Genomic DNA, 13,970 nt, shown 5'->3' with positions numbered 1-13,970 from the left:
TAAAGATAAATAATAGCATAAGTATGTAAGAAAAGCTATATTCAGAGAAATATTTCATTTTATAATTCAAATATTATAGGTATATCATGTAAACTTTTTTTCCAAATCATATGATCACTTGATTCGCCCCAATAATCCTTCAGCACATAACTAGGTTTCCCAAACTTTTTCGTCCATATACTTTGTGCTTTTTTGTATCCACTATCTAAACAGTATTCGGTTATTCCTCTGCTAAGTAAGGTAAGATACATTGTATTTAGTAGTAAACTCCCTATACCTTTTCTTTGATACTCCGGAAGTATAAATACAGTTCCTATTTCATACAAATCCTTAAGTACACCGCCTGTACAACTATTAATTAATGTACTTGCTGGACCGATTTCAATCGTTCCAATGATTTTATTGTTACTTGTATCTATTGCTAATAAAAAGTAACGACTTTCTCCATTACTATCAAAATCATTTTTCAAATATTGCTTTTTCGAATTAATTTCATTTTCTATGTCATCTAATAGTTGTGATAACCCTTCGTTTTTATAAGTATTCGTAATAACTATACGAAAAAACAAATTTAGTTCATCAATATCATCCGAATTCGGCCTTCTAATTTCAACGTTATACATGACTTAAATCTCCAATCTTTGAAAATATATGAGAAAGTGTATTCGTTCAAAAAGATTTTATACAATTGTTAAGACCATACTTTATATACTCTATTCATTATTATTCTACATAGCTCTGCATAGATCCAGCAGTATAGAAAACTCAGTATAAATATTAATGTAATAACTTTTATATCCATAGTTGTATGAATAGTAGGACCAAGTACAGGAAAACGGAAGATATCGAGAATGATCATAATTCCTATAAGTAGACATATCGCTGAAAAGGAAATTACCCAAATCCTCCTCTTGAATTGTAAAAAGGATACTCCTAACGCTATACCTAATAATCCTGTAGTAAAGGGAAAGACAATTAGTTCACTTGGCTCAATAATGAATAATAGGAAAATAGTAAGAATATAAGAAAGTACTCCCTCACGAATAGAATAACAAATAGCCAGAAAAATCGGTAGCGTCGCGAAAGGACTAATAAATAACCCAATTCCAGGGATTAAGTTCCCCGCAGATTGAAAAATAGCAGCAAATGAACCGAGTAACGCTGTAATGACTAACCTACTTGCAGGAGTCACCTTTCTTTTATGAACAAAATTCGCATCCTGCTCTATCATCCATTGATACCAATAGCATCTAAAGCGATTCATCAAAATACCTCCTAAAGATACCTAATTCATCACTTACTATAATTATTCATACACTTATGGTTTACGAGTTAACTTTCTACTAATCGTTTATACATAGAAGTTTTTTAGAGGGACAACAGGTCGTGCATTTTGAAGAATAATGAATTTCTTATATTTTTAGACTTAGAGTTTATATCGTATCATGGAACAATTTCATAAATAGTACCTTTGTTAAAATCAGTTACTTTCATAGAACCGTAAACTCCTAAATATAATCTAGTTTGATCTAAGTTTGTTCCTAAACTAACATAATAAGCTGCTTGAGCACCAAAATCATAATTGGTTTCAATAACATGAAAATCATTACGTTTATCGTCTATACTTGCCCTAGTATATGCTAAAACACCTTTAACTGGAGACCGAGATTCTTCTTTTTTGGCAAGATCGGTAAACACGACGCTACCAGTTAAATTTGGTATTGCAGTTCCCATATAAGGCTGAACTCCTGTAAGTGAAGTTCCTCCAAACTTATCCGGTCTGGAATCTTTATGAAAATAACTAATTAGAGGCTGAATACGTCTCACTGACGTTTGAATTGTTTCATTATAATAAGCCATTGTTCTCTCATCCAAAGTAGGGTTCTCAGAACAGTGCCTTATAAAAGAAGTAGGTAATTCTCCTTCCCATCCTCGCCAACCAAAATTAATAAATCCATCTTGAATGGGAGTGGATCTCATTAAATGCGTTTGAACAAGTTCGGTAACCGGTATGGGTTTATAATGAACAAACGAAAAAATAGACTCTACAATATCCTGCCCGACATTTCCAGCATATTTGATATACTGATTATAAAACCTTTGAAATGAAATACCTGTTATATTACGAACTCCTTTCGCAATTACTGTAAGTGTTTCTTGTATAGATAAAGGAAACTCATTAAATCGCGTAACTACTGGAGGGTTATTTATGAATGTATTTTTACTTACATCGATTTCAATTATTTTACCCGCTATTTCTAAATCATCCTGGCTTAAATTAAATGGATCATAACCCGATCCACCATCTCCATTTGTAAAAACAAGTTTTCCAGTCTCAGGTGAAAAGTTTAAACTATTGACTCCGTTATGATTAAAAAAGGGCCTTCTTATGTTAAGTAATGTCCGTCGTTTTTGAGATTGACCATGTGATTGTAAAATCCATTCCTCAACCGTATCAATATGATCATATTGATTATCTCTATTTACCCACTTTAAGTTTAAAGTTTTCGGATCACATGGATCAGGTTTAAAAGGTTCAGAAAGGGCACCCGGACCTTGAGTGCCAGCTACTGAATAATGAAGGTAAAATAAACCATTTTGATAAAATTGTGGATGAAACGCTAGTCCTAGCAATCCTCGTTCATCGTAACCACTACTAGAAACCCCTTCTTCAGATGTGCCTAATTTTATGATTCGCGGGCGAATATCTAAAAAAGTCCTTATAACTCCGTCTCCTATGTAAAAGATTTCTCCTACCTGGGTGGCAATGAATAACCTTTCAATTGAGTCACCTGGTAGTATAGTTGTTTTCAAAACAGTAGGTAAATTGAACTTACTTGCAATGGGTCGTAAACTAACCTTAACTTTTGTCAACTTACTTTACACCCCTTTAATTGCATTTTATTAAAAGAATATGATTAGAACGGTTCAAATAGTATCCAATTAGAGACTAGGGAATTGGATATTATTTCTGACTGCGCTGCATTTCCTGCTTCTCCATATAACTACGCATCCGTCGCATATATTCAGGTGCGTCCATCGGATTCCCTGCGATCATTTCAATTATACAGAGTCTTTCGGCGCTTTCCTTTTCAGCATGGATTATAGCCTGATCAAGCTCTCCATAGGTCCGGACCGCAACGGTAAACGCGTTACCTCCAAAAGCTTCGGCCAGCTTGGTGTAAGACCATCGAGGGATTTGGTTGTACTTTTGATCCTCTGTTTTGACATTTAAATATTTCTCAATTGTATAACCATCGTTGTTCAATATAAAGATTATGGGCTTGCAACCGTAATAGAGCATAGAACTGATTTCCTGTGCTGTTAGCTGCAGGGCGCCGTCACCTGTAAACACCAATACTCGGCGTTCCGGCGCGGCCATAATAGCACCGAACGCCGAGGGGATTGCGTAACCGATAGACTGCCATCCACCTTGGCCGATATACGTTACATTGCTCGGCAGTCTCACCTCCGCCATTCCATTATAAAATGTCCCGGTCTCGGCGATCACAATATCGTCCTCTTTCAGCATGCACTGCAAACGTGGATAATAGCGTTCCGCCAATAGAGATCCGTCGACATTAGTTGTTAATTGATCGTAAGGGAATGAAATTTTTTCTGTCAAACCTTTTCCCTTATAACCCACCTTCTGCACGGCAAGTAGCATGTCGGCTGCAAGAACATTCGGATATTCCGCCTCAGCGATTTTAACCATGTCTGGTTGAATATTGACAGTTATTAGCGGGTTCAGTTTTGCGGTAAATTTCGCCGTGTTAGTGTCCGCCAATACCATGCCGATTGCAATGATACAATCTGCATTCTCCACCGTACTTTGGACTTCAGAACCTCCGAAAGAGCCTAGATACATTCCGATATAATTTGGATGGGTCTCGTCGAATCCCCCCTTCCCGTACATCATCGTTACAACAGGCACATTCATTGCATCGGCTAGCTGCCGAGTTGCTGTCTGAAGGCCGAAACGCATCGTTTTCATATCCACCAAGATAACCGGTCGGTGGGCACGTTCCAAAAGCGTACGGACATGATTCACTGCAGCCTGAAGAGTATTCGGGTTGGATGCTGAACGTGGTGGTACTGGCTCTGTCCAGACTTTAATCGGCTTGGTCACTAAATCATTAGCCACAACCAGGTATACCGGCTTTTTCTTTTCCTGAGCAATGCGAATCGCAGTCTGAATTTCAATCTTGGCATTTTCCGGCGTAAGCACCGCGGTATATGCCGTAATCTGCTCATATACCTTGCGAAAGACGTCAAAATTTCCATCCATTAAGGTGTGATGCATCAGCTTATGCTCTTTTTGATCCTTCTCAGGAGGCGCACCCACAATGTGTATTATTGGTACATGCTCGCTGTTAGCTCCCGCTATCGCATTGCAGGCGCTGAGCTCCCCGACCCCGAAGGTCGTAATAAGAGCCGATATTCCTTTGATTCTTGCATAACCATCTGCAGCGTAGCCCGAATTTAGTTCGTTTCGTCCTTCTATAAAACGGATGCCGTTATAACACTCCAAAGTATCAAGAAGTGTAAAATTATAGTCCCCTGCGACACCAAAAATTTCGGTAATACCCTCCAGTTTCAGGCAATCGAACAAATACTGGCCAACCGTTTTTTGAGCAGGTCCCCTTTGTAAACCAAAGTTGCCCGTATTAATCATGTTGTCCATCGCTTGCTCACTCCTTATCTATTTCTTGGGCTTGTTCTGTTTAATAGTACCCTTTTTGATAATTCCCTTTAATTAAACCGGTTATCCCTTGTGCAACAATTAATGGGGAAGAAATGCTCCTTATCTCTGGAGAAAGTAATAAAACAGGAGAAGGAGGAGAAACACTAAAACATTACAGAATTTACGATACCTTAAAAATGATAAAAACCCACGAAGAAAATGAATTTTCACCGTGGGTTTTAGTTATTTAAATGGACTTTCGGGACACCTAACTCAAGAAGCATCCGCACCTTCAAACTGACTATTATAAAGCGAAGCATAGAAACCATCAGCTTTCAATAACTCTTCATGATTACCTTGTTCTACAATATCCCCATCCTTCATGACAAGGATTAAATCTGCATCACGTATTGTTGATAATCTATGAGCGATAATGAAGCTTGTTCTACCTTCCATAAGGTTTTCCATCGCTTTTTGAATCAGTACTTCTGTACGAGTGTCAATGGAGCTTGTTGCTTCATCGAGTATTAATATTTTCGGATCCGCTAGAAGGGCGCGTGCAATTGTTAGTAGTTGCTTTTGTCCTTGGGATACGTTGCTTGCTTCTTCGTTTAGTTCCATTTGATATTTATTTGGTAATGTTTTTACGAAACTGTGAACGTGAGCTGCTTTCGCTGCTTCAATTACTTCTTCGTCTGTAGCATCGAGTCTACCGTAACGTATATTTTCCATGATGGAGCCGTTAAATAGCCAAGTGTCTTGAAGTACCATACCAAACATGTTGCGCAGGTTTTCTCGCGTGAAGTCTTTTATATCGTGACCGTCGATACATATTGCACCGCTGTTTATGTCATAGAAACGCATTAACAGTTTTACAATCGTTGTTTTACCAGCTCCGGTTGGTCCGACGATTGCTACTTTTTGTCCAGGTTTAATGTTAGATGAGAAATTATTGATGATGATCTTATCTGGATTGTATCCAAATTGAACATCTTGGAAGGTAACTTCTCCTTGAACTTTTTGCAGCTTCACTGGATTTTCTGCTTCTGGCACTTCCTCTTCTTCTTCTAAAAATTCGAAGACTCTTTCTGCAGCAGCTGCAGTGGATTGAAGTACGTTCGCGATTTGCGCTACTTGAGCGATTGGTTGTGTAAAGCTTCTTACATATTGTACGAAGGCTAAAATATCTCCAACAGCGATGGTTCTCTTTACCGCAAGCCATCCGCCTAAAATAGATACAGCGACGTAACCGATATTACCGATAAATGTCATAATCGGCATCATCATTCCAGATAAAAATTGAGATTTCCATGCGGAGTGGTAAAGGGTATCATTTACCTTTTCGAATTTTTTCACTTCTTCTTCTTCTTTGTTAAAGGCTTTTACGATATTGTGACCACTATAAATTTCTTCGACCTGACCGTTTACGTGTCCTAAATATTCTTGCTGGGATTTGAAGTATTTTTGTGATCGTTTTACGACTGCCATGATGAGAATCATAGATACTGGCAATATTAAAAGCGCCACTAATGTCATTTGCCAGCTGATTGATAACATCATGATAAGTACACCGATGATTGTAATAACGGATGTGATGATTTGCGACATACTTTGATTTAACGTTTGGCTCACCGTATCTACGTCATTTGTAATTTTCGATAATACTTCGCCGTGCGTTGTTTTATCAAAGTAATTCAGCGGCATACGATTAATTTTTTCGTCGATTTCTTTCCTGAAGTTATAAGATACTTTTTGAGCTACTCCAGAAATAATGTACCCCTGGATAATACCAAACACAGTGCTCAGTATATATAATCCAAGAAGTAAAATGACAATGTTTCCGATATAGGTAAAGTCAATGGCCGCACCGGGTGCTCCTGATACTTTGCTTACGAGTCCTTCGAAAAGTTTTGTTGTCGCATTTCCTAAAATTTTTGGACCAACGATTGTAAAGGCTGCACTACCGATTGCGAAAAGGATAACGACTAAGATTGATAATTTATAGGGCTTCAAGTATTGAAGGAGTTTATTCATCGTTCCTTTGAAGTTTTTTGCCTTCTCAATCTTTCTCATGCCGCCGCCCATAGGACCGCCACCGCCAGGACCAGGACCGCCTTGTTTTCTATTTTCTATTTTTTTATCACTCATGATGACAACTCCTCTCTTGAAAGTTGTGATAAAGCAATTTGCTTATAAACTTCACAGTTTTCCATAAGCTCTTCATGAGTACCAGTTCCAACTATTTTTCCTTCGTCAAGTACAATGATCTTATCGGCATTCATGATTGTGCTGATTCTTTGGGCAATAAGTAAAACAGTACTTCCTGTAATCTCATTGTTTAAAGCTCTGCGCAATGCTGCGTCTGTCTTAAAGTCAAGAGCTGAGAAACTATCATCGAATATGAAGATTTCCGATTTTTTCGTAAGAGCACGTGCAATAGAAAGTCTTTGTTTTTGACCACCGGAAACGTTCGTACCACCTTGTGATATTTCTGTACGGAAGCTTTCAGGTTTTTCGTTAATAAACTCCATAGCTTGCGCGATTTCTGCCGCTTTTGCGAGTTCTTCTTCAGTTGCTTCTTTCTTACCGTATTTCAAATTACTCTCGATTGTACCTGAGAATAGAACTCCTTTTTGCGGTACATAACCAATTTTTTCTCTTAATTCCTTCTGAGATACTTCTCTAATATCCGTGCCATCTATTAATATTTGGCCGCTTGTGACATCGTAAAATCGTGGAATTAAGTTGATTAATGTTGATTTACCACTACCTGTACTTCCGATGAAAGCTGTCGTTTCACCAGGTTTTGCAGTAAAGGTGATATTGGAAAGCACATCTTCTTCTGCACCTGGATATCTAAAGCCGACATTTTTAAATTCAACGTAACCTTTCTTGTCTGCAGCGAATGTTTTCGGCTCTTTTACATCACTAATGGTAACGTCAGTATCTAAAACTTCTGCGATACGTTGTGCGGAAACTGAAGCACGTGGAACCATAATAGATACCATTGAAATCATTAAGAAGGCCATGATGATTTGCATCGTATATTGCATAAATGCCATCAAATCACCAACTTGCATATGTCCCATATCCACTTGGTGTGATCCAACCCAAATAATAAGTACAGTAACAGCATTCATGATAAACATCATCATTGGCATCATAAATGACATTAAACGGCTTACAAATAAATTTGTTTTTGTTAAATCTTGATTTCCTTTTTCAAATTTCTTTTCTTCATGTTTTTGATTATTAAAAGCACGAATAACGAGCATACCTGTTAAAGATTCACGAGTGATTAAGTTAATTTTATCTACTAACTTTTGGATACTCTTAAACTTAGGAATCGCGATGCTAAATAAACCAATGACTAAGCTTAAAATCGCGATTACTGCAACTGCAATAATCCATCCCATTGAAAGGTCTGTAGTAAGTACTTTAATAATACCGCCTATACCTAAAATTGGTGCATAGAATACAATGCGAAGCATCATAACCATAAGTGTTTGAACTTGCTGGATATCATTTGTACTTCTTGTGATTAGAGATGCAGTGGAAAACTTATCAAACTCCGCATTCGAGAAGTTTGTAACTTTCCGGAATACTTTCTTTCTAAGGTCTCTGCCGAGTCCAGCAGCTACTTTTGCAGCAAGTAAACTCACGATAACGGTAGCTGCCATACTTACTAAGGATAAAAGCAGCATTTTCCCGCCGGAAGTAAGAATGAAATTAGATTGAAGCTTATCTATATTGATACCGATCTTTTTATACTCATTCTCAATGAATGAAACGGCTGATTGTGTTACCATGCTGCCTGGCATATTCTTAAACTTTTCATCTGCCTTTTCTTTCATTGCATTGATTTGATCTTGAGGAAGTTTTGCAATGATTGCAAAAGGATCTGTATTTGGCGGCAGCTTCGCTGGTGTGTTGTTGTCACCTGTCGCAGCAGGAGGAAAAGCAGATGGGCCGCCTTTTTCGATTCCTTGTGTAATTAACATTGGTTTCCCAAAGATATTGTTAAGTTCATTAATTATATTTTTATCTTCTGTATGTAGCTTATAAAGTGGCTCTTTATCAAGCTGTGGATAATCTTTTAAGTCATTTTTCAATTCACTTTGAGAGAGGTTGTTCTTATCTAAAAGCACATAGTTGTCAGCTACTTTTTTCTTCTCATTTTCATTCATAAAGAGCGTAAGTTTATCCAGTTCACTTTTACGAATAACCTCAGGTACTGCATTTTCTACACCTTTTTGTTGAATCCCTACATTGACAATGTTAGACATATAGTCTGGCAGTGATAGATCACATACTGCCTGCACAGTTAAAAGACATACAACTGCAATGATGGAAGCAACAAATGGTTTTAAATGTTTAATGATCTTTAACATTTAATTCATCTCTCCATTTTCCTTATCTAATTTTTTTAGTTTTTACTCCGTTTCTCTCCTTTATTCTTCGTATTCTCAGTAATTCATTCCAGCAGCTCTTTACGTATTTTTGACCACAGATTAATTTTATGACTATATGAAGATATGATGCAACTTTTAGGGTGTAGATGTTGTTTTATAGGACTTAAATCCCAAAATAGAAGTGGTTGGTCTTATCCACCAACCGAAGGGAAATGCTTGACTACTCGGCACTTCAACTATCGGGTGCTAATGTTCAACAACGCGTACCGAAAATAGGCTCTAAACATATTTTGATAACTCTTTTTTTCAAAAACGGGCTTTTTATATTAGCTAAATCAGCAGTAATAGACTTACCTTTGATCAAACATGTTTATAAACCAACATAACGTACAGGAAATCGGCTTTTCTCTTGTCGAAATTTACTTCGCATATAGTGGTCATATATTTTCAAGAATAACGGAAGAATATATAGAAAATGCTACATAAATGTGAAGTTTGATCAACTTAGGGGGGACAACCTTGTTCAATCAGATAGTAAAAGCTGTACCCAATTTATTTACGATTGGAAATTTATTGTGCGGTGTTTTTTCAATTACCATGAATATGAGTGACTATTTGGAAGTAGCCTCCCTTTTTATTTTCTTTTCAGCTGTTTTAGATCTCCTTGATGGAAGAATTGCGAGAAAATTAAAAGTGAACAGTGAGTTTGGTGTACAATTGGATTCCTTAGCTGATATTGTTAGTTTCGGAGTTGCTCCTGCACTTTTATTTCATTCGATAGCAACACCATCTATTTTAACTTCTTTGGCATTTATCCTTTTTCCAACGATGGGTGCTTTAAGATTAGCTAAATTTAGTGTAAAACCAACCATTGGATATTTTAAGGGATTACCTATTCCAGCTGCTGGATTACCATTGGCTGGTATGGGATTGTTTTCATATAGCAATGCATGGATTACATTAATCCTCGCTCTCTTAATGGTAAGTCCAATTAGGTTTAAAAAACTTTAATTCGGATCCCGCCTATCGCTTTAATTTCATTTGTGAAAAGGTTCGCTAATATCCAACAAGTTGAGGGTTTTGATGTTATTCATCATTTTACGAATACAGCGATGGGACAGACTTTAAAGAGCTTACCTATTGTAATTGCTCATAATAGATTGTGAAATTGAATAGCCTCCAGTTTTTGAGGCTATTGTTAATATTTCTGATATGTATTTTCGCCTCTATATTGAACAAATCCGTCTTTCTTCTCTAATACCTCAAACGATAAAAATGCACTTCGTTGCTATAAAAGGCAAAAATTTTTCGTTTTGTGGGTTATCTATTTTCTTAGCTTGATAGCGATGTGGTGGTACCTGTTTAAAAGAACTCCTACCTCCCCAAATACTTAGTTACTCCCAAATAACATGACAAAAAGATTAGGAAATCACTCCTAATCTTTTTGTTTATTACTATTCCATTGCCCCAGCAACATCATAATCATTTAAATCTAATTCAATCGGTTGCCCTAACGCAAGTTTAGCAAGTTCTGATCCTAAGTATGGACCTGCTGTTAATCCTGAAGCACCTAATCCGTTCGCAATGAGTATGCCTTCAAAATTAGGTAGTGGTCCAATAACAGGTAAGAACCCTGGTGTAAACGGTCTAAAGCCAACTCTTGTTTCAACCATTGTACCATCTTCTAAACCAGGCGCTACTGTTAACGCTTTATGGAATACTTCATTTAAACCACCAGCTGTTACACGGTGATCGAAACCAGTATCATTCTCATGCGTTGCACCAATTACGACATGGCCATTGTCAAATGTTAAAATATATTGATCGTTCGGCGGCATAACAACTGGCATATTTTCTGTTGCTGTATTTTCCATTTGTAAATGAACAATTTGTCCTTTTTGGAACGTAACTAAGAAATTAATTCCTAATGGGTTCAAGATTTCGTTCGCCCATGCGCCTGCAGTTACCATTACCTTTTCCGCTACAATTGTTTCCTCGTTTACTTTAACTCCCGTAATATGATTCCCTTCACGGACTAATACTGCATCACCTTTTATGAAAGTTGCACCATGTTTTTTCGCAGCGCTTATTAATGCGTTGCGTAATAATCTTCCATTTACTCTAGCAGCTCCGCTAATATGAACAGAACTATATTCTTCCGATAATGCTGGGAATAATTTTTTCGTTTCTTCAGCTGATAAGCGAGTGATTTCACCAATCTCCGGTGCATCTTCACGGCGTTTATACGCTCTCTCTTCCATTTGATCTAGTTTTTTCTCATCAGTATGTAAACTAATTGCACCTACACGGTTGTAACCTGTATCCGTTTCACCGTCTTCTTCTAATTGCTGAATTAACGAAGAATAGTAACGTGCACCGCCTTTAACGATTTTATACCATGCTTTATTACGACGTTGCGACAGCCACGGACAGACAATACCTGCTGCTGCATCGGTTGCTTGCCCTAACTCTTGACGATCAACAATTGTTACATTTGCACCGGCCTTAGCAAGATGATAGGCAGTAGATGCCCCTAAAATTCCAGATCCAACAACAATATACGATTTCATTTCAAACACCTTTTCTCTTTTGCATAATATAAAAATATAAGAACATCCTTTAGTATAATGTAAGGATTCCTTTTTTCAATGTACTCATCCCAATTAATTGTTGCATCATTGTGACGTTCCTAATCGTTATTTTTTCTTCTGACGGAATAATTCAATTGTTTTATAGCCTTGTGAAAGGATTTCAATCATTTTCTCAAGACGTTTTTCACGTGTTTTTTCTTGTTTTACAGAAAATAAATTTCGTGCCCAATCTTTTTGATAGCCAGGAGTTAAACTTTGATAAAATTTAAGTTCAGTCGGATGATTAGCCAATAATGCTTCCACATCTTGAATACGATCTGCATAATCAGCAACACATTGACTTGCAGCAGGCGTTTTCTTCACTTTTTTCTTTTCACGTTTTAAACCAACAACAGTGAAAACGTCATCCATACTTACCATTCGCGCAAATTTAATATCACTATTTCCTACATATCCATCTTCTCCAACATTTAACGCTGGAAACATTTCATCACGATGAATAAAAGTACTGTAACGAGCATTACCTTTTTTCGGATAAGCAAAAAACACATAACCTTTCTCAAGTAACAACGCTTCATTTTTAATAATGAAATTTGTATGCTCTACCATCTCATCAAGCGTTTCTACAAAAATAAAAACAGCATCATGCTCTTTAGAAAATGTAGTTGGCTTATCTCCAAATACTTCATAATCATTCGGTTCGTTAATAACCACCATATTCGTATACTTATTAAGTTTTAATTTATCGATAACTGACATGATAATCTTCCTTTACATTCAATATTCATTTTATATATTTTTTATACTGTTCTAGTGTATTATATCTATTAAGAAAATCAAACTTTAAATTGAGAACGGAATCTACTTGGCTCGAAATAACAAAATAGCCGATTCCAAATAGGAGTCGGCTATTCACTTTTTCATAGTTCAATATTAAAAAGTGAATGTAATAGTTCTCTATATTGATTCCCTGTAATTTCACGCTTACTTTTTGCTCCGTAAATAATTTCAGTTAAACTAGTATTCGTTAAGGAAACATGACCAGAATCCGTCAACTTTACTGCAATCGGCCCTTTATTGAAAATAGACTTCTCATCTTCTATCACCTTTTTTTGAACCTCATTTACAATTGACTCATCAATAACATGATTATAAAAAGCATGACAGACTTTCCACTCTTCATCAACATCCATTCTTTCTAAAACATAGTTTCCTTTGCTTGTATCTTTCCGTCTCACACGGTACATGCCGTTTTTAGAAGAAACCGGTTGCCCAGAAAACGGAACTGGAACAAGAGGTACCAACGAAGCAATCCCTACATCAATTAAATATGTTTCATTATCAAAATTTATAATAATAGTAATATGTCCGTCCTCAAGTGCCCATGCATTAATATCATTTTTATAAACTGTTCCTAATGCTAGCTGAGCATTAAAACCACAGTCTTTTAAAAAATAGTAGAAAAGAGTATTTAATTCATAACAAAGCCCGCCACGCGAACTTGTTAATATTTTCTTCTGTAAGTTCTCTTTTGAAATTTCATTTGTATTACCTACTATAACATCTAAATTCTCAAACGGTATTGTATGCGCAAATGCAAAGAGTATTGTACTTAATTCTTCAAATTTTACTTCAGTACGTTTTTCAAGGTTCAATCTTGTAAAAAGTTGATGTTGTAAACTTGTCATATTCAGCACCCCTTAAAAATTATAAGTTAAACTAATATATGCTGATTGTAAATTTTATGAGGTACTGTATCCATGTACATTTACAATTACTGTACCGGTACAAATTTTGAAAACATCTTTGTATCAGAATACAAATAAGAGACACCATAACGGATGCCTCTTTCGAAATACACTTTATATCATTTACTTCAATGAGCTTAACTTTTCAATTGCTTGTTGTTCAGTTGCTAAATAAAAAATATCATTTCCATTATTACATTCATAAATGAAGTCTTTTAAGCTTTCACTAGCATACATAGAAAAATCCCCAACGATAGCAATCTTTACCCTGTAGTTTATAAACTTTTGAAGGATTTCACCCGCAAGACGTGTTTTTAAATCAAAGAAACTTTCACTTATTAAAGATTTGTGGATAATAATACGCTTTGAATCTACTTCATATTGAACTGTTGCCAAAAGATCTAATGCAGATTGAACATCAGATATTACTAACGTATCGTTTCTTACGACAGCAATATTTATTCCGCCGGTTACTATTTTCTCTAATTCCATAGTCTCACTCCTCTATAATGTATAAGGCATATATTAAACATGC

11 protein-coding genes are annotated in these 13,970 nt (G+C 36.4%); 1 reads left to right on the top strand and 10 read right to left on the bottom strand.

Annotation, left to right across the window (positions count from 1 at the left end; all coding sequences use genetic code 11):
* Positions 1–59 precede the first annotated feature (59 nt).
* The 6 genes from MHB76_RS12615 to MHB76_RS12590 all read right to left on the bottom strand — a co-directional run bounded on the left by MHB76_RS12615 (position 60) and on the right by MHB76_RS12590 (position 9,075).
* Positions 60–623, bottom strand: a complete 564-nt coding sequence (locus MHB76_RS12615; RefSeq protein ID WP_078173657.1) for a GNAT family N-acetyltransferase — start codon at positions 621–623, stop codon at positions 60–62.
* Positions 624–691: 68 nt separating this feature from the next.
* Complete coding sequence (locus MHB76_RS12610; RefSeq protein ID WP_002161642.1) at positions 692–1,264, bottom strand: hypothetical protein; 573 nt, start codon at positions 1,262–1,264, stop codon at positions 692–694.
* 179 nt (positions 1,265–1,443) lie between these two features.
* Positions 1,444–2,874, bottom strand: a complete 1,431-nt coding sequence (locus tag MHB76_RS12605) for a PQQ-dependent sugar dehydrogenase (RefSeq protein ID WP_016104962.1) — start codon at positions 2,872–2,874, stop codon at positions 1,444–1,446.
* Positions 2,875–2,965: 91 nt separating this feature from the next.
* Positions 2,966–4,684: an alpha-keto acid decarboxylase family protein gene (locus tag MHB76_RS12600; protein WP_340986706.1), complete on the bottom strand. Its 1,719-nt coding sequence runs from the start codon at positions 4,682–4,684 to the stop codon at positions 2,966–2,968.
* A gap of 273 nt (positions 4,685–4,957) precedes the next feature.
* Positions 4,958–6,832: an ABC transporter ATP-binding protein gene (locus MHB76_RS12595; RefSeq protein WP_340986704.1), complete on the bottom strand. Its 1,875-nt coding sequence runs from the start codon at positions 6,830–6,832 to the stop codon at positions 4,958–4,960.
* A complete protein-coding gene (locus MHB76_RS12590; protein ID WP_002161646.1) occupies positions 6,829–9,075 on the bottom strand; it encodes an ABC transporter ATP-binding protein in 2,247 nt (748 codons plus the stop codon). The genes MHB76_RS12595 and MHB76_RS12590 overlap by 4 nt, the downstream gene beginning before the upstream one ends.
* 540 nt (positions 9,076–9,615) lie before the next feature.
* Between MHB76_RS12590 and pssA the strand changes: the two genes are divergently transcribed.
* The gene (pssA, locus tag MHB76_RS12585; RefSeq protein ID WP_002161647.1) at positions 9,616–10,107 is read left to right on the top strand and encodes a CDP-diacylglycerol--serine O-phosphatidyltransferase; all 492 of its coding nucleotides are present in this window, start codon (positions 9,616–9,618) and stop codon (positions 10,105–10,107) included.
* Between the two features lie 443 nt (positions 10,108–10,550).
* Here pssA and MHB76_RS12580 read toward each other — a convergent pair whose 3' ends face one another.
* The 4 genes from MHB76_RS12580 to MHB76_RS12565 all read right to left on the bottom strand — a co-directional run bounded on the left by MHB76_RS12580 (position 10,551) and on the right by MHB76_RS12565 (position 13,927).
* Positions 10,551–11,666, bottom strand: a complete 1,116-nt coding sequence (locus tag MHB76_RS12580; RefSeq protein WP_078173678.1) for an NAD(P)/FAD-dependent oxidoreductase — start codon at positions 11,664–11,666, stop codon at positions 10,551–10,553.
* A 126-nt stretch (positions 11,667–11,792) separates the two neighbouring features.
* The gene (locus MHB76_RS12575) at positions 11,793–12,446 is read right to left on the bottom strand and encodes a YdeI/OmpD-associated family protein (RefSeq protein ID WP_078173661.1); all 654 of its coding nucleotides are present in this window, start codon (positions 12,444–12,446) and stop codon (positions 11,793–11,795) included.
* Positions 12,447–12,607: 161 nt separating this feature from the next.
* Positions 12,608–13,375 carry an arylamine N-acetyltransferase family protein gene (locus MHB76_RS12570; RefSeq protein WP_078173662.1) on the bottom strand — a complete coding sequence of 256 codons (768 nt, stop codon included), beginning with the start codon at positions 13,373–13,375 and terminating at the stop codon, positions 12,608–12,610.
* A gap of 183 nt (positions 13,376–13,558) precedes the next feature.
* Entirely contained in the window at positions 13,559–13,927 is a 369-nt protein-coding gene (locus MHB76_RS12565) for a DUF4180 domain-containing protein (protein ID WP_078173663.1), read from the bottom strand.
* Positions 13,928–13,970: the final 43 nt, after the last annotated feature.

The sequence above is a fragment of the Bacillus sp. FSL M7-1345 genome (assembly GCF_038006985.1).
GTDB lineage: Bacteria > Bacillota > Bacilli > Bacillales > Bacillaceae_G > Bacillus_A > Bacillus_A cereus_U.
Note: the sequence above shows the minus strand (reverse complement) of the source record. Positions and strands in the feature narration are given on the sequence as shown.

Excerpts from the sequence above, each read along its gene's own strand:
- MHB76_RS12615 (WP_078173657.1), bottom strand. The coding sequence starts at position 623 with ATGTATAACGTTGAAATTAGAAGGCCGAATTCGGATGATATTGATGAA.
- MHB76_RS12610 (WP_002161642.1), bottom strand. The coding sequence starts at position 1,264 with ATGAATCGCTTTAGATGCTATTGGTATCAATGGATGATAGAGCAGGAT.
- MHB76_RS12600 (WP_340986706.1), bottom strand. The coding sequence starts at position 4,684 with ATGGACAACATGATTAATACGGGCAACTTTGGTTTACAAAGGGGACCT.
- MHB76_RS12595 (WP_340986704.1), bottom strand. The coding sequence starts at position 6,832 with ATGAGTGATAAAAAAATAGAAAATAGAAAACAAGGCGGTCCTGGTCCT.
- MHB76_RS12590 (WP_002161646.1), bottom strand. The coding sequence starts at position 9,075 with ATGTTAAAGATCATTAAACATTTAAAACCATTTGTTGCTTCCATCATT.
- MHB76_RS12580 (WP_078173678.1), bottom strand. The coding sequence starts at position 11,666 with ATGAAATCGTATATTGTTGTTGGATCTGGAATTTTAGGGGCATCTACT.
- MHB76_RS12575 (WP_078173661.1), bottom strand. The coding sequence starts at position 12,446 with ATGTCAGTTATCGATAAATTAAAACTTAATAAGTATACGAATATGGTG.
- MHB76_RS12570 (WP_078173662.1), bottom strand. The coding sequence starts at position 13,375 with ATGACAAGTTTACAACATCAACTTTTTACAAGATTGAACCTTGAAAAA.
- MHB76_RS12565 (WP_078173663.1), bottom strand. The coding sequence starts at position 13,927 with ATGGAATTAGAGAAAATAGTAACCGGCGGAATAAATATTGCTGTCGTA.